This is a genomic window from Pelagibacterium sp., assembly GCF_965249125.1.
In the GTDB taxonomy this organism is placed as follows: Bacteria; Pseudomonadota; Alphaproteobacteria; order Rhizobiales; family Devosiaceae; genus Pelagibacterium.
Map to the genome: position 1 here is coordinate 1,726,724 of NZ_OZ252217.1, position 24,336 is coordinate 1,751,059.

Annotated in this window: 26 protein-coding genes and 2 tRNA genes; 9 read left to right on the forward strand and 19 right to left on the reverse strand. The window is 59.9% G+C overall.

Annotated elements, in window-relative coordinates; all coding sequences use genetic code 11:
• Positions 1 to 4 precede the first annotated feature (4 nt).
• From ACP148_RS08470 to ACP148_RS08550, 17 genes are all read right to left on the reverse strand, one after another.
• Complete coding sequence (locus ACP148_RS08470; RefSeq protein WP_421950490.1) at positions 5 to 1,564, reverse strand: NADH-quinone oxidoreductase subunit M; 1,560 nt, start codon at positions 1,562 to 1,564, stop codon at positions 5 to 7.
• Positions 1,561 to 3,519 (reverse strand): NADH-quinone oxidoreductase subunit L, encoded by a 1,959-nt coding sequence (gene nuoL, locus ACP148_RS08475; RefSeq protein WP_421950491.1) that lies wholly within the window; start codon positions 3,517 to 3,519, stop codon positions 1,561 to 1,563. The genes ACP148_RS08470 and nuoL overlap by 4 nt, the downstream gene beginning before the upstream one ends.
• 7 nt (positions 3,520 to 3,526) lie before the next feature.
• Positions 3,527 to 3,841: an NADH-quinone oxidoreductase subunit NuoK gene (nuoK, locus tag ACP148_RS08480; protein WP_421950892.1), complete on the reverse strand. Its 315-nt coding sequence runs from the start codon at positions 3,839 to 3,841 to the stop codon at positions 3,527 to 3,529.
• Between the two features lie 10 nt (positions 3,842 to 3,851).
• Positions 3,852 to 4,460: an NADH-quinone oxidoreductase subunit J gene (locus tag ACP148_RS08485; protein ID WP_421950492.1), complete on the reverse strand. Its 609-nt coding sequence runs from the start codon at positions 4,458 to 4,460 to the stop codon at positions 3,852 to 3,854.
• Positions 4,461 to 4,469: 9 nt separating this feature from the next.
• Positions 4,470 to 4,958 carry an NADH-quinone oxidoreductase subunit NuoI gene (nuoI, locus tag ACP148_RS08490; protein ID WP_421950493.1) on the reverse strand — a complete coding sequence of 163 codons (489 nt, stop codon included), beginning with the start codon at positions 4,956 to 4,958 and terminating at the stop codon, positions 4,470 to 4,472.
• Between the two features lie 14 nt (positions 4,959 to 4,972).
• Complete coding sequence (gene nuoH / locus ACP148_RS08495) at positions 4,973 to 6,007, reverse strand: NADH-quinone oxidoreductase subunit NuoH (RefSeq protein WP_421950893.1); 1,035 nt, start codon at positions 6,005 to 6,007, stop codon at positions 4,973 to 4,975.
• Between the two features lie 72 nt (positions 6,008 to 6,079).
• Entirely contained in the window at positions 6,080 to 8,173 is a 2,094-nt protein-coding gene (nuoG, locus tag ACP148_RS08500) for an NADH-quinone oxidoreductase subunit NuoG (RefSeq protein ID WP_421950494.1), read from the reverse strand.
• 6 nt (positions 8,174 to 8,179) lie between these two features.
• Positions 8,180 to 9,487: an NADH-quinone oxidoreductase subunit NuoF gene (gene nuoF, locus ACP148_RS08505; RefSeq protein ID WP_421950495.1), complete on the reverse strand. Its 1,308-nt coding sequence runs from the start codon at positions 9,485 to 9,487 to the stop codon at positions 8,180 to 8,182.
• A gap of 12 nt (positions 9,488 to 9,499) precedes the next feature.
• Positions 9,500 to 10,726 (reverse strand): NADH-quinone oxidoreductase subunit NuoE, encoded by a 1,227-nt coding sequence (gene nuoE, locus ACP148_RS08510; protein WP_421950496.1) that lies wholly within the window; start codon positions 10,724 to 10,726, stop codon positions 9,500 to 9,502.
• Complete coding sequence (locus ACP148_RS08515) at positions 10,726 to 11,916, reverse strand: NADH-quinone oxidoreductase subunit D (protein ID WP_421950497.1); 1,191 nt, start codon at positions 11,914 to 11,916, stop codon at positions 10,726 to 10,728. Before ACP148_RS08515 ends, nuoE begins: the two co-directional genes overlap by 1 nt.
• Entirely contained in the window at positions 11,913 to 12,515 is a 603-nt protein-coding gene (locus tag ACP148_RS08520; protein ID WP_421950498.1) for an NADH-quinone oxidoreductase subunit C, read from the reverse strand. Before ACP148_RS08520 ends, ACP148_RS08515 begins: the two co-directional genes overlap by 4 nt.
• A 9-nt stretch (positions 12,516 to 12,524) precedes the next feature.
• Complete coding sequence (locus ACP148_RS08525; RefSeq protein ID WP_014130487.1) at positions 12,525 to 13,103, reverse strand: NuoB/complex I 20 kDa subunit family protein; 579 nt, start codon at positions 13,101 to 13,103, stop codon at positions 12,525 to 12,527.
• Positions 13,094 to 13,459 (reverse strand): NADH-quinone oxidoreductase subunit A, encoded by a 366-nt coding sequence (locus ACP148_RS08530; protein WP_014130486.1) that lies wholly within the window; start codon positions 13,457 to 13,459, stop codon positions 13,094 to 13,096. Before ACP148_RS08530 ends, ACP148_RS08525 begins: the two co-directional genes overlap by 10 nt.
• Positions 13,460 to 13,764: 305 nt before the next feature.
• A complete protein-coding gene (locus ACP148_RS08535; RefSeq protein WP_421950499.1) occupies positions 13,765 to 14,283 on the reverse strand; it encodes a hypothetical protein in 519 nt (172 codons plus the stop codon).
• Between the two features lie 67 nt (positions 14,284 to 14,350).
• Positions 14,351 to 14,557: a hypothetical protein gene (locus tag ACP148_RS08540; protein ID WP_421950500.1), complete on the reverse strand. Its 207-nt coding sequence runs from the start codon at positions 14,555 to 14,557 to the stop codon at positions 14,351 to 14,353.
• Between the two features lie 48 nt (positions 14,558 to 14,605).
• Positions 14,606 to 15,148, reverse strand: coding sequence for an outer membrane protein (locus tag ACP148_RS08545; protein WP_421950501.1), 543 nt, complete (start codon positions 15,146 to 15,148; stop codon positions 14,606 to 14,608).
• A 226-nt stretch (positions 15,149 to 15,374) separates the two neighbouring features.
• A complete protein-coding gene (locus tag ACP148_RS08550) occupies positions 15,375 to 15,944 on the reverse strand; it encodes an outer membrane protein (protein ID WP_421950502.1) in 570 nt (189 codons plus the stop codon).
• Positions 15,945 to 16,325: 381 nt separating this feature from the next.
• Between ACP148_RS08550 and ACP148_RS08555 the strand changes: the two genes are divergently transcribed.
• A complete protein-coding gene (locus tag ACP148_RS08555) occupies positions 16,326 to 16,958 on the forward strand; it encodes a helix-turn-helix domain-containing protein (protein WP_421950503.1) in 633 nt (210 codons plus the stop codon).
• A gap of 286 nt (positions 16,959 to 17,244) precedes the next feature.
• On the opposite strand, the gene ACP148_RS08560 is transcribed toward ACP148_RS08555, so the two are convergent.
• The gene (locus ACP148_RS08560; RefSeq protein WP_421950504.1) at positions 17,245 to 17,433 is read right to left on the reverse strand and encodes a hypothetical protein; all 189 of its coding nucleotides are present in this window, start codon (positions 17,431 to 17,433) and stop codon (positions 17,245 to 17,247) included.
• A 148-nt stretch (positions 17,434 to 17,581) separates the two neighbouring features.
• Between ACP148_RS08560 and ACP148_RS08565 the strand changes: the two genes are divergently transcribed.
• The gene (locus ACP148_RS08565) at positions 17,582 to 18,721 is read left to right on the forward strand and encodes a hypothetical protein (protein ID WP_421950505.1); all 1,140 of its coding nucleotides are present in this window, start codon (positions 17,582 to 17,584) and stop codon (positions 18,719 to 18,721) included.
• Between the two features lie 40 nt (positions 18,722 to 18,761).
• Here ACP148_RS08565 and ACP148_RS08570 read toward each other — a convergent pair.
• Positions 18,762 to 18,835 (reverse strand) — tRNA-Cys (locus tag ACP148_RS08570).
• 151 nt (positions 18,836 to 18,986) lie between these two features.
• Between ACP148_RS08570 and mobA the strand changes: the two genes are divergently transcribed.
• The 7 genes from mobA to ACP148_RS08605 all read left to right on the forward strand — a co-directional run bounded on the left by mobA (position 18,987) and on the right by ACP148_RS08605 (position 24,253).
• The gene (gene mobA / locus ACP148_RS08575; RefSeq protein WP_421950506.1) at positions 18,987 to 19,598 is read left to right on the forward strand and encodes a molybdenum cofactor guanylyltransferase; all 612 of its coding nucleotides are present in this window, start codon (positions 18,987 to 18,989) and stop codon (positions 19,596 to 19,598) included.
• A gap of 73 nt (positions 19,599 to 19,671) precedes the next feature.
• A tRNA-Asn gene (locus tag ACP148_RS08580) sits at positions 19,672 to 19,746 on the forward strand.
• A gap of 149 nt (positions 19,747 to 19,895) precedes the next feature.
• On the forward strand, positions 19,896 to 20,789 hold the full coding sequence (locus tag ACP148_RS08585) for a siderophore-interacting protein (protein WP_421950507.1): 894 nt from the start codon (positions 19,896 to 19,898) through the stop codon (positions 20,787 to 20,789).
• A 136-nt stretch (positions 20,790 to 20,925) separates the two neighbouring features.
• Positions 20,926 to 21,966: a TerC family protein gene (locus ACP148_RS08590; RefSeq protein WP_421950508.1), complete on the forward strand. Its 1,041-nt coding sequence runs from the start codon at positions 20,926 to 20,928 to the stop codon at positions 21,964 to 21,966.
• Positions 21,967 to 22,175: 209 nt separating this feature from the next.
• Positions 22,176 to 23,369: an MFS transporter gene (locus tag ACP148_RS08595; RefSeq protein WP_421950509.1), complete on the forward strand. Its 1,194-nt coding sequence runs from the start codon at positions 22,176 to 22,178 to the stop codon at positions 23,367 to 23,369.
• Position 23,370: 1 nt separating this feature from the next.
• Complete coding sequence (locus tag ACP148_RS08600; protein WP_421950510.1) at positions 23,371 to 23,805, forward strand: SRPBCC family protein; 435 nt, start codon at positions 23,371 to 23,373, stop codon at positions 23,803 to 23,805.
• A gap of 73 nt (positions 23,806 to 23,878) precedes the next feature.
• Positions 23,879 to 24,253, forward strand: coding sequence for an ArsR/SmtB family transcription factor (locus tag ACP148_RS08605; RefSeq protein ID WP_421950511.1), 375 nt, complete (start codon positions 23,879 to 23,881; stop codon positions 24,251 to 24,253).
• The last annotated feature ends 83 nt before the right edge of the window (positions 24,254 to 24,336 follow it).

A 24,336-nucleotide genomic window follows, 5' to 3' on the forward strand; every position in this document is an offset into this window, starting at 1 on the left:
CCTCCTAATGAGCCGTGCTGGCGGGCGCTGCGGCATCGGTCGCAGGCGCCGTCACATCGACGAGGGCAGACATCGGTTCGATGCCGACGGCGGCTTGGTACTGATCAACGAGCGCGCCCACCGAAGCGGCCATCGCGTCCATCAGGGGCGCCGGATAAAAACCAAAGAGAATGGTAAGGATGATCAGGGGAACGATCGTCACCATTTCGCGGGCGTTGAGATCGAGAATGGACTTGAGACTTTCTTTCTCCAGCGCGCCCCAGATGATCTTGCGATAGAGCCAGAGCGCATAGCACGCCGATAGAATAACGCCGGTGGTGGCAAATGCCGCAAACCAGGTGTTGACCTGGAAGATGGCCAGTAGCGTCAGGAACTCGCCCACAAAGCCCGATGTGCCCGGAAGACCGACATTGGCCATGGTGAAAATCATGAATGCAAAGGCGTATTTGGGCATGCGCTCAACGAGCCCGCCATAGGCATTGATGTCACGGGTGTGCATGCGGTCGTAAATCACGCCGACCGACAGAAACAGCGCGCCCGACACGATGCCATGCGAGATCATCTGGAAGATCGCGCCCTGAACGCCGTAAACATTGCCCGCGAAAATGCCCATGGTCACAAAGCCCATGTGCGCTACCGAGGAATAGGCGATCAGCTTCTTGATGTCGGTCTGAACGAGCGCCACCAGCGAGGTAATGATGATCGCGGCGACCGAGAGAAAGAACACGAAGTTCGAAAAATACAGCGACGCATCGGGGAACATGGGCAGCGAGAAGCGCAGGAAGCCATAGCCACCGAGCTTGAGCAGGATTGCCGCAAGGATCACCGAGCCGGCCGTGGGCGCTTCCACGTGTGCCTCGGGCAGCCAGCGGTGGAACGGCCACATGGGCATCTTGACCGCCAGCGAAGCAAAGAACGCCAGCCACAGCCAATACTGCATGCTTTCAGGGAAATCGTATGTCAGCAGCCGCGCGATATCGAGAGTTCCGGCCTGCCAGTACATCGCCATGATGGCCAGCAGCATCAGCACCGAGCCGATGAAGGTGTAGAAAAAGAACTTGTATGAGGCCTGGATGCGCCGCTTGCCGCCCCAAATACCGATGATGAGGAACATCGGGACCAGCGTGCCCTCAAAGAACACATAGAACATGGCCAGATCGAGCGTCGCGAAAACGCCGATCATCAGCATTTCGAGGACCAGGAACAGGACCATATATTCGCGGATGCGGAAGGAAATCGAATCCCAGCTCGCAAGGATACACATGGGCATCAATAGCCCGGTGAGCACGATAAACAGCACCGAAATGCCGTCGACGCCCATGCGGTAGCCGATGACGTCGCCGAGCCAGGTGTGGTTCTGGACAAACTGGAAATCGGCCGTGTCGGGATCGAACATGCCCCACATGACCAGCGTGAACACGAAGGTCACCACGGTCGTGGCAAGCGCTATGCGCTTGATGTTGAGCTCGGCGACGGCGTCGCCCCCCGGGGTCAGCAGAATGAAGAAGGCCCCGACCAGCGGCAGAAAGGTAACGATGGTCAGGATGTTGTTTTCAAGGATCATCCCAGAAGTCCCCCGGCGGCGATGGCCCACGTGATGAGGGCGGCAACGCCGATGAGCATGGCGAAGGCGTAGTGATAGAGATAGCCCGACTGAAGGCGGGTGACATAGCCCGTCACCCGCCGCACACGACGGCCAAGACCTTCGACGAGAGTCTGGTCGACCAGCCAATCGTCGAACCCTTTCCAGAGCGCGGTGCCGATCCAGCGGGCCGGCCGCACGAAAATGCGGTCATAAAGCTCGTCGAAATACCATTTGTTGAGCAGGAACTTGTAAAGCAGCGGCTGTTCGGCGGCGAGTTGCTTTGGCGCAGCCGGGTTGCGAATATACATGTACCAGGCGGCTACGAACCCAATCAGCATTGCGACGGTGGCAGACCATTTGACCCATGTGGGAACGCCGTGCGCTTCTTCGATAATGTGGTCGTCAACAACGACCGCACCGTTGAAGAACTGCTCGATGTGCTCTGGATGGCCGAAGAATGCATCATAGAACACCACCCCCGACAGAACGGCCCCTACGGCCAGCGCATAGAGCGGGATCAGCATAACGTTGGGGCTCTCATGCGCATGATCGAAGGTGTGATGATCGGCGCGCGTCGGACCGTGGAAGGTGAGATGGACCAGCCTCCAGGAATAAAAGCTGGTGAACAGCGCCGCGATGACCAGCAGCCAGAACGCAAGCGAACCAGCGGCGCCACCGAAGGCGTAAGATGCCTCGATGATCGCATCCTTGGAGAAGAACCCGGCAAAGCCCAACGAGGTGCCCGGAATGCCAACACCCGTGAGTGCCAGCGTGCCAATGAGCATCAGGACATAGGTGATCGGGATCTTGCGCGCGATGCCGCCCATGTTGCGCATGTCCTGCTCGTGATGCATTGCGTGGATAACCGAGCCGGCGCCAAGGAACAGCAGCGCCTTGAAGAAAGCGTGGGTGAACAGGTGGAAAATGCCCGCCGAATAGGCCCCTACCCCAAGAGCGACGAACATGTAGCCGAGCTGGGACATCGTGGAATAGGCAATGACCCGCTTGATGTCGTTCTGCACCAGGCCGATTGTCGCTGCACAAAAGGCGGTGATGGCGCCGATATAGATGATGAACAGTGTTGCCGTTTCGCTCAACTCGAACATGGGCGAAAGCCGGGCAACCATGAATACGCCGGCTGTCACCATGGTGGCGGCGTGGATGAGCGCCGAAACCGGGGTTGGGCCTTCCATAGCGTCGGGAAGCCAGGTGTGCAGCAGGAACTGAGCCGACTTGCCCATAGCTCCCATAAAGAGCAGCAGGCAAACCACCGTCATCGCATGCGCGTCCCACCACAGGAATGGCATCGAAGCGTCAGCGACACCGGGAAGGGCCGCGAAGGTTTCGTCAAAACCCAGGGTGCCGATGAGGAAGAAAGTGCCGAAAATGCCCAGTGCGAAACCGAAATCGCCAACGCGGTTGACGACGAACGCCTTGACGGCGGCGGCGCGCGCGGATTCCTTTTGGTACCAGAATCCAATCAGCAGGTAGGAGGCCAGACCCACCCCTTCCCAGCCAAAGAACATCTGCACAAAGTTGTCGGCGGTCACCAGCATGAGCATGGCGAAGGTAAAGAGCGAAAGGTAGGCAAAGAACCGCGCGCGGTGCGGGTCCTCGTGCATGTAGCCGATTGAATAGAGGTGGACGAGCGAGGAGACCGTGTTGACCACCACCAGCATGATGGCCGTCAGCGTATCGACGCGCAGCACCCAGTCGATCTGGAGATCGCCAGCGTGAATCCAGGTCAGGACTGTGACCTTATAAGCCTCACCATCGCCCAGGAAGAATGGCAGGAAGACAATCCACGACAGCACGGCGGCAACCATCAACAACGATGTTGTGATGATTTCCGCTGGCTTGTGGCCAATGGAGCGGCCGAAAAGACCAGCAACCAGCGCGCCGATCAGCGGCAGGAATACAATTGCCTGGATCATGGCCGCCCTAGCCCTTCATCATGTTGACGTCGTCGACCGCAATCGAGCCCCGATTGCGGAAGAAGATCACGAGGATCGCGAGGCCAATGGCGGCCTCGGCCGCGGCGACGGTCAGGATCAGCAGCGCGAATACCTGCCCCACCAAATCTCCCAGATGGGACGAGAAGGCGACGAAGTTGATGTTGACCGCAAGCAGGATCAACTCGATCGACATCAAGATGATGATGATGTTCTTGCGATTGAGAAAAATCCCGAACACGCCAACGGTGAACAGAATGGCTGCTACGGTCAGGAAGTGACCGAGCCCGATTACCGGTGTCATCATAATCCCCCTATAGCCCTTTTCCGCTCTCGACCTTAACGATTTCGACGCCCGTCGCCTTGGTCCGCGCGACCTGCGCGGCGATATCCTGACGCTTGACGTTCGGCTTGTGGCGCAGGGTCAGAACAATCGCTCCGATCATGGCCACCAGAAGCACGAGGCCGCATGCCTGGAAGAGATAGATGTAATTGGTGTAGAGCACCTGCCCGAGCGCACGGGTGTTTTCCACCCCACCGTCGATCGGGAGCACCCCGCCAGCGGCAGTGTCCGGTGCCAGATAGGCGGATCCGGCTACCAACAGCAACTCGAGCAGCAAAATGATGCCGACGACGAAGCCGATCGGCGCGTATTGCAGGATGCCACTGCGAAGCTCGGCGAAGTCCACGTCAAGCATCATGACAACGAACAGGAAGAGAACCGCAACCGCGCCGACATAAACGACGATCAGGATCAGCGCGAGAAATTCGGCTCCGGCCAGCATGAAGATGCCTGCGGCGTTAACGAAGGCCAGAATGAGAAACAGCACCGAATGCACGGGATTTCGCGACGAAATCACCATAATTGCCGAAGCAACGACGATGGCCGAAAACAGGTAGAAGAAAAACAGCGGCAAGGTCACCTGTCGCTCCTAACGGTACGGCGCATCAAGGGCGATATTGGCAGCGAGTTCACGCTCCCAGCGGTCGCCATTGGCCAGGAGACGATCCTTGGAGAAGTAAAGTTCCTCACGCGTCTCGGTTGCAAATTCGAAATTCGGACCCTCCACGATGGCATCGACCGGGCAAGCTTCCTGACAGAAGCCACAATAGATACATTTGACCATGTCGATGTCGTAACGGACCGTCCTGCGAGTGCCGTCGTTCTGGCGCGGCCCGGCTTCGATAGTAATGGCCTGGGCCGGGCAGATCGCTTCGCACAACTTGCAGGCAATGCAGCGCTCTTCACCGTTGGGGTAGCGGCGCAGGGCGTGCTCTCCACGGAAGCGCGGCGAGACCTCGCCCTTTTCGAACGGGTAGTTGATGGTGGGCTTGGGCGCAAAGAAATAGCGCATCGCCAGAAAGAAGGTCGACACGAACTCCTTGAGCAGCAGAGCGTCGAGAAACCGCAAGGCTTTCATTTGTGGTTCTCTCCTTATGCCATACCGCCGTGCCAGCCCCAGCCGGTGAGCTGGAGGACAAAGGCAACGACAACAATCATGACCAGTGAGATCGGCAGGAAAGCCTTCCAGCCCAGACGCATCAACTGGTCATAGCGGTAGCGGGGGACGAAGGCCTTGACCATGGCGAACATGAAAAAGACCAGCGAGAGTTTGAGCACGAACCAAACAACGCCAGGAATCCAGGTGAAGGGCGGCAGATCGATCGGCGCCGTCCAGCCCCCCAGGAACAGGATGGTGGTGAGCGCGCACATGAGAATGATCGACACGTACTCGCCCAGCATGAACATCATGTAGGGGGTCGAGCCATATTCCACCATGAAGCCGGCGACGAGTTCGGACTCAGCTTCAGGAAGATCGAAAGGCGGACGGTTCGTTTCGGCGAGCGCCGAAATGAAGAAAATTATGAACATCGGGAACAGCGGCAGCCAGAACCAATTCAGGAAGGTCAGCCACGGCACACCCAGTATATGGGCCAGACCACCGGCCTGCTGCGCCATCACAATATGGGTCAGATTGAGCGAGCCGACGCAAAGCAGGACCGTTACAATCACAAAGCCGATGGAAACTTCGTAGGATACCATCTGTGCCGCAGAACGCAGAGCACCCAAGAATGGATACTTCGAGTTCGAGGCCCAGCCGCCCATGATGATGCCATAGACACCGAGCGAGGAGATCGCGAAGATATAGAGGATGCCGATGTTGATATCGGCGAGCGCCCAGCCCTCAGCAACCGGCACAACGGCCCAGGCCGAAAGCGCCAGGAGCACACTCACCAGCGGCGCGAGAAGGAATACCGCCTTGTCGGCACCGGCGGGAATAAGCGGTTCCTTGAAAACGAATTTCAGAAGATCCGCAAAGCTCTGGAACAGACCGAAGGCACCCACCACGTTGGGGCCACGGCGAATCTGGACGGCAGCCCAGATCTTGCGGTCGGCCAGAAGGACGTAAGCGGTGAACACCAGGAGGGTCACCAGCAGCAACAGTGCCTTCCAGACAAAGCCGACCATCGTGCCCAACCCGAGAATCGGGGCACCGAGAAGATAGTCGAGCGCGTACACAATCCAGTCCATATCGCTGCCTTACTCCGCGGCCTGTTTCAGACCCGACATGAGCTGCGAGCATTCGGCCATTACGGCTGACGCACGTGCTATGGGGTTGGTGAGGTAGAAGTCGCCGACCGGAGAAATCAGGGCGTAAGTCGACTTCGGCGCTGCAGTATCTGCCAGAGCGGATACATCGGATGCGCTGCCCGGTGCAATGGCATCGAGCTGGGCAAGGTGGGGATATTCCCTGTAAAGCCGTGCGCGAAGCGCTGAAAGCGAGTCAAATGGCAGCGCCTGGCCCAGAACCGATGAGAGCGCCCGCAGGATCGCCCAGTCTTCCTTGGCATCGCCAGGCGCGAAGACGGCGCGCGCAGTCATCTGCACCCGGCCTTCGGTATTGACGTAGGTCGCCGATTTTTCGGTGTAGGTGGCGGCGGGCAGGATTACGTCGGCGCGGTGTGCGCCTGCGTCGCCGTGGGTTCCGATGTAAACCACTTTGGTTTCGCCAAGTGCCGACATGTCGATTTCGTCCGCGCCAAGCACGAAGAGGACATCGAGCTTTCCGGCGCCAGCGGCCTTGAGCATGCCTGCAGTATCGAGCCCGCCTTTTCCGGGGACGAACCCGATATCGAGAGCGCCAACGCGCGAAGCCGCGTTGTGCAGGACGGCAAAGCCGTTCCAGTCTTCAGTCAGCGCACCGGCAGCCTTAGCGATCTGGGTGGCAAGTCCGAGAACATTTTTCGCGGATGCGCCCGTCACCGCACCCTCACCGACGATAATAATGGGGCGCTGGGCGTTCTTGAGTACTTTGGCAAAGCTACCCCTGCCCGAAGCGAGATCGGACAGGGTGTCGATGCCGGCGCCGAGATGGGCATAGTCGTAGGTGAGATCGGCGGCTTGGCCGATCATGCCGATTTGAACGCCGTCAGCGCGCCAAGCCTTGCGGATGCGCGCATTAAGCAGCGCAGCCTCACGGCGTGGATTGGCTCCAACAATCAGGATGGCGTCGGCCTGCTCGATCCCGGCGATGGTGGGATTGAAGATATACGAACCCCTGCCCTTTTTCGGGTCGAGCGCCGAACCGGCAGGACGAGCATCGATGTTGGATGAGCCCAGCGATGCCATGAGGGTCTTGAGGGCGTACATTTCCTCGACACCGGCCAGATCGCCGGCAATGGCGCCGATGCGGCCGGGCTCGGTGGACTTGACCAGCGCTGCGACTGCGGCGAAAGCTTCATTCCAGGATGCGGCCTGCAGCTTCTTGCTCTTGCGCACATAGGGGCGGTCGAGGCGCTGGGTGCGCAGGCCATCCCAAATGAAGCGGGTCTTGTCGGAAATCCATTCCTCGTTGATGCCCTCGTGGATACGCGGCAGAACGCGCATGACTTCGCCCCCACGGGAATCAACGCGTATGTTGGAGCCGACAGCATCCATGACATCGATAGATTCGGTCTTGTTGAGTTCCCAGGGACGCGCCTGGAAGGCATAAGGCTTGGAGGTCAGCGCGCCGACCGGACAAAGATCGATAACGTTGCCCTGCAACTCGGACGTCATCGACTGTTCGAGGTAGGACGTGATTTCGGCGTCTTCACCGCGCCCGACCAGGCCGAGTTCGGAAACACCGGCAACTTCGGTTGTGAAGCGTACGCAACGGGTGCAGTGAATGCACCGGTTCATGATGGTTTTGACCAGCGGGCCAATGTGCTTGTTTTCGACAGCGCGCTTGTTTTCCCAATAGCGGGACGTATCCACGCCATAGGCCATGGCCTGATCCTGCAGATCGCACTCGCCACCCTGATCGCAGATCGGGCAATCGAGGGGATGGTTGATGAGCAAGAATTCCATCACGCCTTCGCGGGCCTTTTTGACCATGGGCGTGTTGGTAAACATTTCGGGCGCTTCGCCGTTGGGACCGGGGCGCAGATCACGCACACTCATCGCGCAACTGGCCTGGGGCTTGGGCGGGCCACCCTTTACTTCGACCAGACACATGCGGCAGTTGCCCGCCACCGACAGGCGCTCGTGATAGCAGAAGCGCGGAATTTCCGCACCCGCTGCCTCGGCAGCCTGCATCAGCGTGAAGTGATCGGGAACCTCGATCAGTTCGCCATCGACCTTGATTTGCGCCATTGGTTCTTACTCCGCCGCAACCGAGGGCACGGCGCCATCGGAGGTGGACTTGTAGGTGTATGCGTCGATCCGCTCTTCAATCACATGGCGGAAATTGCGGATCAGGCCCTGGATCGGCCAAGCGGCAGCATCGCCCAGAGCGCAGATGGTATGGCCCTCGACCTGCTTGGTTACGGCAAACAACATGTCGATCTCGCGCTTTTGCGCTTCGCCGCGCACCATGCGCTCCATAACCCGCATCATCCAGCCGGTGCCTTCGCGGCACGGCGTGCATTGGCCGCAACTCTCGTGCTTGTAGAATGCCGAAAGGCGCCAGATGGCTTTAATGATGTCGGTGGACTTATCCATCACGATCACAGCTGCAGTGCCGAGCGAGGAACCGACTTCGCGCAAGCCGTCGAAATCCATATGCGCGGTGCGAATTTTCTCTCCAGGGACGCACGGGACCGACGAGCCGCCGGGAATGACCGCCAGCAAATTGTCCCAGCCGCCCCGAATACCGCCGCAATGCTTTTCGATCAGCACATCGAAAGGCGTGCCCATTTCTTCTTCGAAGGTCGCGGGATTGTTGACGTGGCCCGAGACGCAGAAAAGCTTGGTGCCGGTGTTGTTCTCACGACCGAGTCCGGCGAACCACGCAGCGCCGCGGCGCAGAATTTCGGGGACGACGGCGATGGATTCGACGTTGTTGACGGTAGTCGGGCAGCCGTAAAGGCCCATTCCGGCCGGGAATGGCGGCTTCAGGCGCGGCTGGCCTTTCTTGCCCTCGAGGGACTCAAGCAGAGCGGTTTCCTCACCGCAGATATAAGCCCCTGCTCCGTGGTGGACGATGATATCGAAGTCCCAGCCGTGGATGTTGTTTTTGCCGATCAGCCTGGCGTCGTAAGCCTGTTGCACAGCGGCTTCGAGCCGCTGGCGCTCGCGCATGAACTCACCGCGCACATAGATATAGGCAGCATGCGCATCCATGGCGCGACCGGCAATAAGGCAGCCTTCGATCAAATGGTGCGGATCGTGGCGCAGAATTTCGCGGTCCTTGCAGGTGCCCGGCTCGGATTCGTCGGCGTTTACCACGAGGTAGTGGGGACGGCCGTCATTGACCTTGGGCATGAACGACCATTTCAGGCCCGTCGAAAAGCCTGCACCCCCACGACCGCGCAGACCGGAAGCCTTGACCTCATTGGTCAGCCAGTCGCGGCCCTGGTCGAGCAAATCCCTGGTCCCATTCCATGAGCCGCGGCGACGTGCGCCTTCAAGGCCCCAATCATCCTGGGCGTAGAGATTTGTGAAAATGCGATCCTGATCCGTGAGCATCGATCAAATCCCCTAGCGCGGCTTCTTGCCGAAGACGCGGACATATTCGTCGACGCCGCCGTCGGCCAGCGCCTTTGCCTGACCCTTCCAATTGTCCCGGGCAACCCGGCCCTTGAAATTGAGTACGGCATCAACCTGTTCGATTTCAGCGTCGGTAAACGCTGCAACCTGGGCGTATTGTGTTATGCCCAGATCGTTGAGCTTGCGCGCGATCACCGGCCCCACACCGGAAATGAGCTTAAGGTCATCGGCAGAGCCATCCGGGCGGGAGAACAGCGGAGCGCTGTCTGGCGTCGTTCCGACGGATGTGGCAACCGCTTCCTGGGACTTGCCGGCGGCGCGGCTGGTTGTCTTGGTTTTTTGGCCGGTTTCGCTGGCCGTACTTTCAACGGCGGGCGATTCAGCGCCCGTCGCGCCTTCGCGCGCAGCCTGATCCGGTTTGCGCTTGGCCGGCCCGGCAACCCTGCGCTCAGCCGTTTCGGCCTCGGCCTCTGACACCTTGCCTTTTTCGGAAGGCCCCTTGATGGCCGGGGCGGCCTCCTCGTCGATCTCCTGCTTGCGGCCGGGTTTTGTCGCCTTCGCCTCCCCCTCGGCGCGACCGGAATTCTGTTGCGGCGAGGCTTTGGACGGATCTTCGAGCAACGTCACCTGACCGTCGAGCGGGGCGGAGAACTTCCTGCCATTCTGCGGACCGGTCGGGACCGTATCGCCCTTTCCATCGCGGAAGGCGATCAGGATTTCCTCGAAGCGTTCGGGCGTCAGGTCTTCGTAGGTATCAAAGCCGATTGTCACCATCGGCGCGTTGACGCAGGCGCCGGCGCATTCGACTTCTTCCCAGCTCATGGTGCCATCATCATTGAGATGATGCGGCTCGGCATGAATGTGTTTCTGGCAGACGGCGCGGATATCCTCGGCGCCGCGCAGCATGCAAGGCGTGGTGCCACACACCTGGATGTGGGCGCGGGTCCCGACCGGCTGGAGTTGAAACTGGGTATAGAAGGTCGCGACTTCCAGCACACGAATATAGGGCATATCGAGCATTTGGGCGACCGACTCGATGGTCGCGCGCGACACCCAGCCATCCTGCTCCTGAGCCCGCATGAGCAGTGGAATGACCGCCGACTGCTGACGCCCTGCCGGATACATGGCGATACGTTTCTTCGCCCAAGCCGTGTTTTCCTTGGAAAAGGAAAAGCTTGAGGGCTGGACGGTTTCTTCTGCAAGGCGACGCACGCTCATCAGCGATCAACCTCTCCGAACACGATGTCGAGGGACCCAAGAATGGCCGAAACGTCGGCCAGAAGATGCCCGCGACAGAGAAAATCCATGGCTTGCAGATGCGCGAACCCAGGGGCGCGAATCTTGCAACGATACGGCTTGTTGGTGCCATCAGATACCAGATAGACACCGAACTCGCCCTTGGGGGCTTCGACGGCTGCGTAAACTTCACCCTCGGGCACGCGGAAGCCTTCGGTATAGAGCTTGAAGTGATGGATCAGCGCTTCCATAGAGCGCTTCATCTCGCCGCGCTTGGGCGGGACAACCTTGCCATCCATTGTGGAGACTGGCCCCTGCCCTTCGGGTGCATTGAGCAGATCGACACACTGGCGCATGATCGAATTGGACTGGCGCATCTCTTCCATGCGGATGAGATAACGGTCGTAGCAATCGCCGTTCTTGCCGACCGGAATGTCGAAATCGAGCCGGTCGTAGCATTCGTAAGGCTGGCTTTTTCGCAAATCCCATGCGGCACCCGAGCCGCGCACCATGACGCCGGAAAACCCCCAGGCCCAGGCGTCTTCAAGCGTTACCGTGGCGATATCCACGTTCCGCTGCTTGAAGATGCGGTTCTCGGTAATGAGACTATCGATGTCGTCGAGCGCCTTGGGGAAGGTCTGGGTGAATTTGGCGATATCGTCGATCAGATCCTGCGGCAGATCCTGGTGCACCCCACCCGGGCGCACATAGGCCGCGTGCATGCGCGAGCCCGACGCGCGCTCGTAAAAAACCATGAGTTGTTCGCGTTGCTCAAAACCCCAAAGCGGCGGGGTGAGCGCGCCAACGTCCATGGCCTGGGTCGTGACGTTGAGAAGATGCGAAAGAATGCGTCCTATTTCGGAATAGAGAACGCGAATGAGCTGCCCGCGGAAGGGCACTTCGATTCCCAAAAGCTTTTCGATGGCCAGGGCGAAGGCATGCTCCTGGTTCATCGGCGCCACATAATCGAGGCGATCGAAATAGGGCACGGCCTGGAGATAGGTCTTGGCCTCGATCAGCTTTTCAGTCCCGCGATGCAGAAGGCCGACATGGGGATCAACACGCTCGACAACTTCGCCGTCGAGCTCGAGAACAAGACGCAGAACGCCGTGCGCAGCCGGGTGTTGCGGGCCGAAGTTGATGTTGAACGTGCGAACGTCGTGCTCGGTCATTGCTTGGCCTTTTCGTCGCCGGGCAGCACGTAATCGGTGCCTTCCCATGGCGAAAGGTAATCGAAGTTCCGGAACTCCTGGGCCAGCTTGACCGGCTCGTAAACCACGCGCTTGCGCTCCTCGTCGTAGCGAACCTCGACAAAGCCAGTCAGCGGGAAATCCTTGCGCAGCGGATGACCATCAAAGCCGTAATCGGTCAGGATGCGCCGCAAATCGTGGTGACCGGAGAAGAGGATGCCATACAGATCATAGGCCTCGCGCTCGAACCAGTCGGCGCCGGGGAAAACACCGGTGATGGAAGGGACCGGGGCCACCTCGTCGGTCATGACCCGAACGCGGATACGCAGGTTCTGCTGCGGGCTGAGCAGATGATAGACCACGTCGAAGCGCTGCGCGCGTTCGGGATAATCCACGCCGCAGACGTCGATGATGGAAATGAACTGGCAGCGCGGATCGTCACGCAACGTGCGCATGACGTTGAGAATCGCGTCGGGCTTCGCCTCGAGCGTCAATTCGCCGTAAGCGACATTGTACCCATCGAGCGCTTCGCCCAGCTTGAGCGCAATATACTCGCCGAGTTCAGAAAGAGCGTCTTCCATAGATTGGCCTTATCGCTCGATGGTTCCGGTGCGCCGAATCTTCTTTTGAAGAAGCAACACGCCATAAAGCAGTGCTTCGGCGGTCGGCGGGCAACCGGGGACGTAGATGTCTACCGGCACCACCCGGTCGCAACCACGCACCACCGAGTAGGAATAATGATAGTAACCGCCGCCATTGGCGCAGCTGCCCATGGAGATGACGTAGCGCGGCTCGGGCATCTGGTCGTAGACCTTACGCAGCGCCGGGGCCATCTTGTTGGTCAGCGTGCCAGCAACAATCATCACGTCGGACTGGCGCGGGGATGCGCGAGGCGCAAAGCCGAAACGTTCGCAATCGTAGCGCGGCATCGACATCTGCATCATTTCGACAGCGCAGCAAGCCAACCCGAAGGTCATCCACATCAGCGAGCCGGTGCGGGCCCAGTTGATGAGTTCATCGGTCGAGGTAACAAGAAAGCCCTTGTCGGCCAGTTCGTTGTTGATCTCGACATAATACGGGTCAGTCGCGCCAACAGGCAGGCTGGTGGCTGGATCGATAACGCCACGCGGCCGGGGTGCAACCAAAGTATTGTTGTCGCTCAATCCCATTCCAGAGCACCTTTGCGCCATTCATAGATAAAGCCGACAGTGAGGACTCCAAGGAAGATCATCATCGACCAGAAGCCATACCAACCGACCTCGCCGAAGGCCACGGCCCAGGGGAAAAGGAACGCCACTTCGAGATCGAAGATGATGAACAGAATCGCGACCAGGTAGAACCTGACATCGAACTTCATCCGTGCATCGTCAAAGGCGACGAAGCCGCATTCATAGGCGGAGACCTTCTCGGGATCGGGCCGCTTTACGGCGATCAGGAAGGGAGCGACCAGGAGCGCGAGGCCGATAACGGCAGCGAGCCCCACAAAAATCAAGATCGGCAGATAAGCGCTGAGCAGTTCGTTCATTGACAGCCAAGCCTTCAATAGAGCCCGGTTGGGAGCCGAGCGAAAGGACTCGCGGCTATCCGAGCCCCTGTCTTGGCAGAGGGCTTAACGCACCCCCTATGTGGTTTCAAGGGGAGATAAAACTGACCATTTCAATCATGTTTGAAAGTCGGATTGGAATGTCGCCGTTCGTGCCATCACAAAAGGCAGATGCCCGCAGTCAGCGTAGTTTTGCGGGCATGCAAATGCGACGATTCGGCCCGCCCGCGAACAAGCGCAGGGAACACATTTACGAGATTGACACCGGAAGGCTGCGATCGCCGAGCCTAGAGGTGGAACGCCAGACCTGCGGTGACGCGCATGTCCGATGGCATCGAGCCCCAAGATCCGGTACCGAGCACCTCGCCGCGCGCGCTCATGTAGTCGGTGAAGCCATATTCGGCGCCGCCGCCAAGGGCGTAGCCGAAGCCGCCCGAGACGATGCCGGTGCCGCCGGTGGCGTAGACCAGCGCATCGCCCAGGGAGACGCCGCCCTTGCCGAGCAACAGGGCGTCGATGGAGTTGGTGCCGTCGAGGTCGACGCCAAGCTGGGCCTCGAGACCGACGACCGCGCTGTCGATGCTCACGTTGACGCCGGAGAACACGCCAGCATTCCAGGAGGTGGTTCCAAAGGGCACCCCGCCGCCGTAAACGCCGGCATAAAAGCCATCCCAATCAAAGCCATAGCCGCTTCCCAGGCTCGCCGACCCGGCGACGCCATAGGGTCCGTAGTCCTGGGCAGAGGCATGACCGGCGAAGGACAGGCCGGCGACAAGGACGGCCGCCATGCGAACAGCGAAAGACATTGGCGTCACTCCATTAAGGTTAATTGACGCCATTATTGCGCTGACGGCCCCGCCCTCAAGCCAAGCCTCAAAACGTGGATAAAATTTTACTAAAATTGCGTCCTGCCCCAAGCGCAAAAATATGGGCAACAATGGCGCGAAAATCTATGGACTTGTGTGATGTTGCCCCATCAAATTGCCAAACATTGGCAACAAAAAAAAACGGCCCGGCAAATGCCGGACCGTTTTTTCGAAATCGGTTGTTGGCCGGCGTTGCCCCCGCCTTGCCAGCCACGCGGCGAAACCGGAAAAGTCAGCGACTTTTCCGGGCCGCGTTCCGATCCTAGAAGTGGAAGTTCGCGCCGATGGTGAACTTGTGGATGTCGTCGTCAGCGGCATCAACGCCCCAACCGTAGACATAGCGACCATCGACCGAGATGCTGTCGGAAACAGCGAATTCAACACCAACACCGGCGAGAACCTGATCGCCAACGCCGGCAGCGGCGTCAAAGTCGGAACCGTAACCGACGGTGCCGTACAGCAGGACTTCGGAGAACGCGACACCGCCACGAGCGGTGATTTCACCGTAGGCATAGGTGTCGGGCGTGCCGAAGACGGCGTCAACAGCAGCTTCGGCACCGAGGACGAACATGTCCCACTGTGCGTTCACGCCGAGTTCGCCACCAACGAGCCAATCGGTGTCGACGGTGTCGTTAAGGCCACCAACGCGGACACCGGCATAGAAACCGGACCAGTCGTAAACCGGATCGACAACCGGAACGATCGGGGTCACGGGCGTCGGCATGATCGGATCAGCAGCCTGGGCGGCCGAAGCGACGGCAAGGGTAGCAGCTGCAGCAAGCAGCGAAGTTTTGAGCATGGACATTGAAGTACCTCACAGCACGGGGGTTGGTCTACTTCCATATTGCCCAATCTTTGCCCGATTCCAATAGCTTTCAGGGCCTCAACGCCTCAAACGGCACATTATTGCCATCAATTCTCCGTTCTGTTGCCTTTCTGGCACAGACAATTGGGTAACCTTACGAAATCGTATACAAAAACGGCCCCGCCATGCAGCGGGGCCGTTCGCTATCGGGTTCTGAACGGATCGATCAGAAGTGGAAGTTTGCACCGATCTGGAACTTGTGGATGTCGCTCGACGACGCGTCACCCGACTGATCCCAGCCGTAGAGGTACTGACCACGAACCGAGATATCGTCGGTTGCCGCAAATTCAAGGCCACCACCGGCGAGGACGTGATCGCCAACGCCAGTCGCTGCGTCAAAGTCCGTGCCGTAACCGACAGCACCGTATGCCAGCAGTTCTTCGGTCACCAGGACACCGCCACGGGCCAGAGCCGAACCGTAAGCGTACATGTCCGGATCGTCGAAGACGCCATCGAGGGCAACTTCAGCACCGACCAGGAAGAAATCGAACTGGGCGTTCACACCGGCCTGGGCCCCGAGGGTCCATTCGGTTTCGCCAGCATCGATGTTGTTCTGAGCGCCGGCGCTCGCACCAGCATAAAAGCCGTTCCAGTCAAAACCGCTGCCAGCGTCATAGACAGGAGCGGGAGCAGGAACAGCCGGAGCTGGTACGCCGATGGCGTCAGCAGCGAGAGCACCACCGAAAGCGGTCGTGGACAGAAGGGCAGCGAGGGCCACTTTCTTGAGCGAGTTCATATGTATTCTCCTTTGTACCGGCTGGTGTGCAATTAATGGGTGCCGGTGAGCACTGGTTCCGTTCCGAGAGCGGTAGTCCGAAGACAGGGCCGGGAGTGTTGCCCTGCTGCCACAACTGCGCCGTACGCGGTTCCGCACCAATGCGATGGGCCGGACTGTCGTTTCCGAGTGCGGACGAAGTGGGGCCACCTCATGGCAGGAATAGGGCAAAGAAACTTTGTTGCTCAAATGCCACGTATATAGGGTTAACCAGCGGTAAATATTTGCGTTTTTCAGAGCGCTCGCCTCTGGACCAGCGTTAGCGGAGCCCCGCGTTTAAGGGTTGGTCAATCCCGGCTGACTGGATAAAGTCGGTCCCCGCACGAACCAGAGGGGGATCGCATGAACCGCGCCGAAGGAATCGCCAACCGCCTGCAGGCGGCGAAGGTCGGCGCCTTGATCCGCGCGCGGCGTCACTCCCTGCGCATCACTCTTCAGACGCTCGGAACGCAATCGGGCATATCGGTGGGGTATCTGAGCCAGGTCGAGCGCGATCAGGCGTCCCCTTCCCTTTCCACCCTCGCCTCTATCGCACGCGCGCTGGGCGTGGGAGTCGATTATTTCATAGCCACGCCGAGCGCGCAGGACGCCCTGACCCGCACCGGAGAGCGGATGCGGTTTTCCGTCAACGATTCGCTGATCTCCTATGAAAGACTTCATGCCGAATTTCCGGGCAATGTGTTGTCTTCGTTTCTCATTACCATCGCCCCCGGCTATCGGTCGGAAGTGGCCAATCATGAAGGCGAAGAGATCGTTTATGTCCTCGAGGGGGCGTTGACGCTGCGAATCGAGGACGAGGAAACGGTTGTTGGCCCCGGCGACAGCCTGCATTTCCGCGGAAATCGCAGCCATTGCTGGTCCAACGAGACAGAAAAGCCCATCCGTCTTTTGTGGTCGGGCACGCTCACGATGTTCCGCTCGAGCGCAGATGGTTCGGCCTTCCAGACTGAACGAACGCCTGTCATCGATTCTTGAGCGCACACGGCAGCCCTGCCGAACCGATGTGCTGCGCCATTGTTGCGGTCTCGCGCTCAATGGAGGCTCCAGAAGCCCGTCGGCCACTGGAGGGCGCGGCAGCGAACATGGACTCCGGCTTTCGCCGGAGCAGCGAAGGGGGAACGACAGGCCGCAAAAGTGGTAGCCACCCCGTTTCACGCCGGGGGCAGGCATTTTGCCGGAAACCCCAGTTTTCCCTGTCGGATTTCCAGCAAAACGGGCTCCAGCCTAGATCGGGTCGAGGACATGCTTTGCCGGACGCGCGCTAAAACCCCATCAGGCGGCGCAGAAATCTTATTGGCCAGGCCAGAAGGCCGAGCAGGAGAAGCGCGGCGCCGAGCGATATGATGCCGGCGAGCAGTATTGCGCCATGCGCAAACTCGAGAAATGTCCGGCCACGGGACGGCGCCGTCGTCAATCGGTGATGGGTGGGGTGAGATATAGCGGTTTTCATTTTCCGGTCTCGGCGTGCGGGCCTTTCACAACGCGCAGCGGCGAGGCAAGTTCCGAGGGGGATCGCAGTTGACCCCGCGCGACAAGTTCGGCAGCTTTCGGACCAACCCCAAACTGAAATCCCCCTATAACAGGCAAAGGCAGGCAAAATGGCGCAATCGTCGACCGGGCGACTTTTCTCTCTTATGGTTTGCCTGTTGCCTTTGGCCCTGCCCGCGCAGGGGCAGGAAAACGGCTATTACCCGTTGCGGGACTGGACCGGCCCCAATGGCGGCTCGATGAACATTTCCTCGTTCGTCTTCCGCGACATTAACGACAGCGGAACTTACGATCTGGGCGATCGTGTTTTCGTCAATGTCGCCGTGGAGTTGCTGCCCCCTTCCGGCGCGGCAAAAATGGTCCGCACCAACATTGGCGGCTATGCCAATTTCAATACCTCGCTTGCCCAGGCCGATGCCGAGATCACCCAGGCCGGGACGTATACGTTCAGCGTGGTCCCGCCACCGGGCTGGACTGTTACGACAGGAAATCGTGAGCAAGCCATACCCATGTCGATGCTGGTGGGTGCGCCGGGCGATATCGTTGCGGATCATTTGCCCGTACCGGTCGGCCTGGTGCCTACCCCGGAAATAAGGGGGCAAGCGGCAGAAGGAGCCGAGGCCGTCGTGGCCAGAGGGCCGGATGGCGAGGCCGTCCCTGCCCTTCCCGCCGAGGACGGATGGTATCGGCTGCCCGTCACGCCGGGTCGCTGGACTGTCGGCGCCCAGGAGGTGGAGGTTGGCCGTGATCGGGTGATCCTGCCGCTCAAATGGTCGGACGAGGCCCGGCTGGACGGCGAGATCGTGACGCTGGGCTTTGACGATCTTTTCGTCGGCGACCAGCTGATGAAGGTGCCCAACGGATATGGCGGGCTGCATTGGGAGAACTGGGTGGCGACTCACGGCCGATTCTATGAGGGCGAGGGCTATATCAACACCATGATGTCAGGCGAATATGTCGCCTATACGAGTTCGGGCCATCCCACGGCGATCGCGGGCGATCAACCGTTCGATTTTATCGGCGGGTATTTTGGGGTCGCCTGGAGCAGCGCCGAAGGGGAGACCCTGCATATTCGAGCCTGGCGTGGCGATACGCTGGTCCATGACGACGAATTTGCGCTTTCGGCCTATGGTCCGGTCTATTTCGCCGCCGACTACAAATCGATTACGCGGCTCGAGTTCTCGACGGAGCACTATTGGCAGGCCGTGGCCGACGATCTGCGTTTCGTAACGGCCAATTCGCATCAGTGAGGCGACGCGAACGGGAACAAGCCTTGCCTTGAAGGAGAAGTGGAGGCCTCGACCGGAATCGAACCGGTGTTCACGGATTTGCAATCCGCTGCGTCACCACTCCGCCACGAGGCCTCTGGGGCCGGGTTCTATTGTAGTTTAGTGGAGTTAGGCAAGGCCGTATGCGCGTGCTATCGGGAATTTTGTGTAAATTCGGCCCATGGCGTCATGGCGGACGCGTGGCGCTGCATGCGTCGGGACAGCAGGGATTGTGGGACGGGGCGCCATGAGGATCGTTGGAGTGATTCTGGCCGGCGGTGCGGGCCGCCGGCTGGGCGGGGTGCGGAAGGCCCATATCCGACTGGGAAATCTGGCCCTGATCGACTGGGTGTCGCGTGTGCTCGAACGCCAGTGCGAGCAGATCATCGTTTCCAGCGGACCAGGCCGCGCTCACCCCGTTCCCGATCTTGTATCGGTTTGCGATGCCGAAGGGGGAATCACCGGGCCGGCGGCAGGCTTGCTGGCCGGCGCATTGTGGGCGCGCGAACACGCGCCCGGCGCGCTGATGCTGTCGGTATCGGTCGACACTCCGTTCTGGCCGGAGGATTTTGCCGCGCGGGCTGTGGACCTTTTGGGGGGCGACCGTCACTGTGTCGTCAGTGCCTATGGGGAGAGAGATTATCCCACCAACGCGCTGTGGCGCATCGAGCGGCTCATCGCGCATCTGGCGGGGATCCCCCCTGCTCCGCGCGGCCCGCGCATCCGCGACGTTCAGGCCGCGCTGGGCGTCCAACGGCTCGATTACGCACCGGTGAGCGCGCAAAATCCCTTTGCCGGGGTCAATAATCTGGCCGACCTGCTTGCCCTTTCCAGCCGGCTGGCCCCTGGGGACGAATGAATGGCCAAATGGGGGGTTGGCAAGCGCCACCAAATTGGCTAGATGATCGCCACCTGCCGAGCAGGCTACGCGTTCCCCGGTAGCTCAGTGGTAGAGCAACCGGCTGTTAACCGGTTGGTCGCTGGTTCGAATCCGGCCCGGGGAGCCACTTTTCTTTCACATTCGTTCCGATCTGGCCGCGCCGACATCGTTTGGCGGGCACGCGCTTTGCGGCTTGTTTTGGCGCTTAAATTCTTGACTGATGTTATCAAGATAAACTATCCCGCTGCGTGATATGTCCACGAGCCGGGGCGCGCGATGAGTCCGATGTTTTACGATGCGACATTGCTTGGCCGGCAGGCGCTGACGCCGGGGATGGTGCGGCTGACATTTGGCGGCGAGGGGCTCAGGGCGTTTCGCACGACGGGCGTGGGCGACGAATATCTGCGGCTGTTTTTTCCCAACGAAGAGACCGGCAGGCTGCATCTGCCCCATATTTCCGATGACGGACGGTGGACCTATCCGGACGGTCAGGACGCCGTGCGGTGCTCGACCTATACGGTGCGGCGGTTCGCGCAGCAGGGCGAGGATGTCACTATCGATATCGATTTCGTGGTGCATGAGGGCGGACTGGCAAGCGAATGGGCCCAGAAGGCCGCGCCGGGCGATCGCATAACGATCAATCGCCCGCGCGGGCTCTACAGTCCGCCCAAAGATTATGCGTGGCAGCTGCTTGTTGCCGACGCGACCGGGCTTCCGGCGCTTTCGCGCATTCTCGAGCAGACGCCAGAGCACGTGCAATCGCGCGTGTTCGTGGAAGTGGCGCAGGAGCAGGACGAGCAGATTCTCCCCCATCATGTGGCGGCGACGGTGACCTGGCTGGCTGGCTGCGGCAATGGGGTTGGCCCCAGCCGGCTCGGAGAAATCGTGCGCGGCGTGCCCCTGCCCGCGACCCCGGGCTATGTCTGGGTGGCGGGCGAGCAGAAGGTGGTGCGGGCCATCCGCAAATTCGTGCGCAAGGAACTGGGCTTTCCGCCCGAGCGCTACGAGCTGGTCGGCTACTGGATCGCCAATGCCAAGGAATGGGAAGTCAAATGGGACGCGCTCGACCCGGCGATCAAGGCGCAGATCGACGCGGGTTGGGATTCGGGGCGCGACCGCGAGACGGTGATGGACGAATATATCGACACTCTGGAAAAGCACGGCCTGTGAAGCCAGCCGGCCCTTTTAACTGTGCCCGAAAGGGCGTATATGTCGCCGCGCAGTGCCGGGCCCCTCTGGCGTAGCGCCTTTGATCGCTACGTGATGTCGGAACTGCTCCACTAGTTACATGGAGAAGGTCCCGGCGATGGAAAATCTCGCTTCATTTCTGTCGACCCCGTTCCTGGAGACACCTGCCTGGTTCTGGGTTGCATTCATCGTGATCGTGGTTGCGATCATGGTTTTCGATCTCGGCTTCCTGCACAAGGAGCAAAAGGAGATCAGCGCCAAGGAGAGCTTTATTCTCTACGGCTTTTACGTCGCCGTCGCCCTGGCGTTCGGCGCCTGGGTATGGGCGGTGCGCGGCGCGGATGCCGGGCTTGAATTTTTCACCGGCTATATCATCGAGCAGAGCCTCGCGATGGACAACATATTCGTCATCGCGACAATTTTCGCGTTTCTGGGCGTTCCGCGAATCTATCAACACCGCGTGCTGTTCTGGGGCATTATCGGGGTGCTGGTGTTCAGGGCGATCCTGATCGGGGCCGGCGTGGCGCTGGTGCGCTCTTTCGAGCCGATTCTGTTCCTGTTCGGCGGGTTCCTGATTTTTACCGGGGTGAAGATGTTCACCAAGGTCGAGGAAGACGATGACATCGAGAACAACAAGATCCTGAAATTCCTGCGCCGGCATTTCAGGATCACGCCGCAGTTCCACGGCAACAAGTTCCTTGTCGAACGCCCGCATCCCAAGACCGGCAAGCTGGTGTTGTGGCTGACCCCGCTCGCCGTGGCGCTGCTGATGGTGGAAATCGTCGACGTGATCTTTGCTGTCGATTCGGTGCCGGCGATCTTTGCGATCACCCAGGATCCGTTCATCGTCTATACCTCGAACGTGTTTGCGGTTCTGGGGCTGCGGGCGCTGTTTTTTGCGCTTTCGGCGGCGATGGCCCGGTTCAGGTATCTTCAGACGGCGCTGGCGATCGTTCTGGTTCTTGTGGGCATCAAGATCTTCCTCGTGCCGCTGCACATCCACATCGACACTCTGCTTTCCCTGATCGTGACGGTATCGATACTGGGTGGGGGTGTTGCCTATTCGCTCTGGAAAACGCGCAACGATCCGCCGCTCGAAGAGCAGGTCGACCACGCAGAGCCCGATGAAATCAGGAGCGAAAATCCGTCGAACCCCTAGATCAAATCCGCTTTTCTTCGAATCGCGGGTTTGATCTAAGTCCTTGTTTTGTCGCGCGTCCGAACCGCAAAACCGTTTCCACTTTTGCTGGACGCGCTCTGGAGGTACGCCTGGCCTCGCTTGACGAACCAACGGGGCGGTCGTAACGGTTTTTCCGAGAACACAAGTGGCGTGGACACACCACGCCGCTGCCTTTCCGGATTACTCCCATGACCGCCACGACAGCGGAGCACCAGCCCGCACGGCAAACAGCGTCCCTATGGGTGCTGTTTGCCATCAGCTTTTCGCACATGCTCAACGATCTGATGCAGGCGCTGCTGCCTGCGGTCTATCCGTTGCTGCGTGAAATCTATGCGCTCGATTTTACCCAGATCGGGCTGATCACGCTGGTCAACCAGCTTACGGCGTCGCTGCTGCAGCCGCTGGTGGGATACTACACCGACAGATATCCAAAGCCTTACTCACTGCCGATCGCCATGTGTTCGACGCTGAGCGGCCTGCTGGTTCTCTCGGTTGCTTCAAGTTTTCCGATGCTGCTGGTTGCGGCGGCGCTGATCGGGGTCGGCTCGTCGATCTTTCATCCCGAATCCTCGCGCGTCGCGCGCATGGCCTCGGGCGGACGGCACGGGTTTGCGCAGTCGCTGTTTCAAGTCGGCGGCAATGTGGGAACCGCGATGGGGCCGCTTTTGGCCGCCTTTATCATCATTCCGCGCGGCCAGGGCAGCGTCTCCTGGTTTGCCATCGTGGCGCTGACCGCCATTACCGTGCTGTTTGCCGTAAGCCGGTGGTATGCTGGACAGAACCGGATGAGAAAGCCCCAGCCCATGCCGGTTCGCACCCGCTCGCTTTCGCGTTCCCGACTGCTCGGTGCGTTTGCCATTCTGGCCCTGCTGGTCCTGAGCAAGAACGTATACATGGCGTCGATGACCAGCTTTTATTCGTTTTTCCTGATCGAAAAGTTCGGGCTGGAAGCTTCGACGGCGCAACTCTATCTCTTCGTTTTCCTTGGCGCCGCCGCGGCGGGCACGTTTATTGGCGGGCCGGTGGGTGACAGGGTCGGGCGCAAGCTGGTGATCTGGGTTTCGATTCTGGGGCCCCTTCCCTTCACGTTGGCCCTGCCCTATGTGGGACTAGAGCTTTCGATCGTTTTGACCGCGATCATCGGGTTCATCCTGGCGTCGGCGTTCTCGGCCATTCTGGTCTACGCCCAGGAATTGATGCCGGGCTGGGTGGGCATGATCGCGGGCCTGATGTTCGGCTTTGCGTTCGGCATGGGCGCATTGGGGGCCGCCGTGCTGGGGGTCGTGGCCGACGCGACGAGCATCATTTTTGTATTCCAGCTTTGCGCCTTCCTGCCGCTTGCGGGACTTTTGGCGGCATTGCTGCCCAACACGGGAGACTGACATGACCGATCAGGCAGAACACTCAATCACCCTTTCGCGCACAATCGACGCGCCGGCCGATGAGTTGTTCGCCGCGTGGACCGATCCGGCCCTGCTCGAACAATGGCAGGCCGAAAATGTCGAGTTCGAGCCGTTCGAGGGCGGGAAGTTTCGTTTCGAGACGTCAGATGCCGACGAGCCCGGTGTCACTCATGTGATCAGCGGCACTGTGGCCAGCTATGAACAGGACCGCAAGCTGGTCGAACTCTGGCATATGGAGGGCGAGGACGCCGAACACGACAGCACGCTGATCGTCACGTTCGCGCCGGTCGATGGTGCTCGCACGGAAATCACAATCGTTGAAATCGCCGAGGCGCATGCGGACGCGGAGTCGCGGATTTTCTCGATCGAGGCGTGGCACGAGGCACTGAACGAGCTTGCCGAGCTGCTCGAGTAGATTTCCACAGGGTTGAAAGCCCCGGAGGCGTGGGCATCTTGCGCTTGGAGCCCGAGTGTATAAATCGGCGCTTATGAATATTTTCGCTGTTGTTGCCGATCCCACGCGGCGCCGGATGATCGATATGCTGGTTGGCGGAGAATTGCCGGCCGGGGCATTCGTGGCCGCGTTTCCCGGTGTGACGCAACCGGCGATCTCCCAGCATCTCAAAGTGCTGCGGGATAGCGGTGTCGTGACCGTGAGAGCGGACAGGCAGCGGCGGCTTTATTGTCTGGTTCCCGATGCGCTCGTTGCGCTGCGGGACTGGGTGGTGCCGCTGGTACCGGTTGCAGAAGCGGTAAAACCGGAGAGGGTCGAGCGCGTCGAAGCGGCGCCGGTGAAAACCAAGGCACGCCCAAAGCCCAAACCCGCGCCCGCGCCGGAGATGACGCTGGATCTGTTCGGGTAGCGTTTGCGCGAGGCGCTGTTCGGGCGCGTAACCGGAAAAACTGAGTGTACTGGACCCCGGCGCAAGGCCGGGGTGACCAAGGG

Coding starts and splice junctions, on each gene's coding strand:
- ACP148_RS08470 (WP_421950490.1), bottom strand. CDS start 1,564: ATGATCCTTGAAAACAACATCCTGACCATCGTTACCTTTCTGCCGCTG.
- nuoL (WP_421950491.1), bottom strand. CDS start 3,519: ATGATCCAGGCAATTGTATTCCTGCCGCTGATCGGCGCGCTGGTTGCT.
- nuoK (WP_421950892.1), bottom strand. CDS start 3,841: ATGACACCGGTAATCGGGCTCGGTCACTTCCTGACCGTAGCAGCCATT.
- nuoI (WP_421950493.1), bottom strand. CDS start 4,958: ATGAAAGCCTTGCGGTTTCTCGACGCTCTGCTGCTCAAGGAGTTCGTG.
- nuoH (WP_421950893.1), bottom strand. CDS start 6,007: ATGGTCGGCTTTGTCTGGAAGGCACTGTTGCTGCTGGTGACCCTCCTG.
- nuoG (WP_421950494.1), bottom strand. CDS start 8,173: ATGGCGCAAATCAAGGTCGATGGCGAACTGATCGAGGTTCCCGATCAC.
- nuoF (WP_421950495.1), bottom strand. CDS start 9,487: ATGCTCACGGATCAGGATCGCATTTTCACAAATCTCTACGCCCAGGAT.
- nuoE (WP_421950496.1), bottom strand. CDS start 10,726: ATGAGCGTGCGTCGCCTTGCAGAAGAAACCGTCCAGCCCTCAAGCTTT.
- ACP148_RS08515 (WP_421950497.1), bottom strand. CDS start 11,916: ATGACCGAGCACGACGTTCGCACGTTCAACATCAACTTCGGCCCGCAA.
- ACP148_RS08520 (WP_421950498.1), bottom strand. CDS start 12,515: ATGGAAGACGCTCTTTCTGAACTCGGCGAGTATATTGCGCTCAAGCTG.
- ACP148_RS08525 (WP_014130487.1), bottom strand. CDS start 13,103: ATGGGATTGAGCGACAACAATACTTTGGTTGCACCCCGGCCGCGTGGC.
- ACP148_RS08530 (WP_014130486.1), bottom strand. CDS start 13,459: ATGAACGAACTGCTCAGCGCTTATCTGCCGATCTTGATTTTTGTGGGG.
- ACP148_RS08535 (WP_421950499.1), bottom strand. CDS start 14,283: ATGTCTTTCGCTGTTCGCATGGCGGCCGTCCTTGTCGCCGGCCTGTCC.
- ACP148_RS08545 (WP_421950501.1), bottom strand. CDS start 15,148: ATGTCCATGCTCAAAACTTCGCTGCTTGCTGCAGCTGCTACCCTTGCC.
- ACP148_RS08550 (WP_421950502.1), bottom strand. CDS start 15,944: ATGAACTCGCTCAAGAAAGTGGCCCTCGCTGCCCTTCTGTCCACGACC.
- ACP148_RS08555 (WP_421950503.1), top strand. CDS start 16,326: ATGAACCGCGCCGAAGGAATCGCCAACCGCCTGCAGGCGGCGAAGGTC.
- ACP148_RS08560 (WP_421950504.1), bottom strand. CDS start 17,433: ATGAAAACCGCTATATCTCACCCCACCCATCACCGATTGACGACGGCG.
- ACP148_RS08565 (WP_421950505.1), top strand. CDS start 17,582: ATGGCGCAATCGTCGACCGGGCGACTTTTCTCTCTTATGGTTTGCCTG.
- mobA (WP_421950506.1), top strand. CDS start 18,987: ATGAGGATCGTTGGAGTGATTCTGGCCGGCGGTGCGGGCCGCCGGCTG.
- ACP148_RS08585 (WP_421950507.1), top strand. CDS start 19,896: ATGAGTCCGATGTTTTACGATGCGACATTGCTTGGCCGGCAGGCGCTG.
- ACP148_RS08590 (WP_421950508.1), top strand. CDS start 20,926: ATGGAAAATCTCGCTTCATTTCTGTCGACCCCGTTCCTGGAGACACCT.
- ACP148_RS08595 (WP_421950509.1), top strand. CDS start 22,176: ATGACCGCCACGACAGCGGAGCACCAGCCCGCACGGCAAACAGCGTCC.
- ACP148_RS08600 (WP_421950510.1), top strand. CDS start 23,371: ATGACCGATCAGGCAGAACACTCAATCACCCTTTCGCGCACAATCGAC.
- ACP148_RS08605 (WP_421950511.1), top strand. CDS start 23,879: ATGAATATTTTCGCTGTTGTTGCCGATCCCACGCGGCGCCGGATGATC.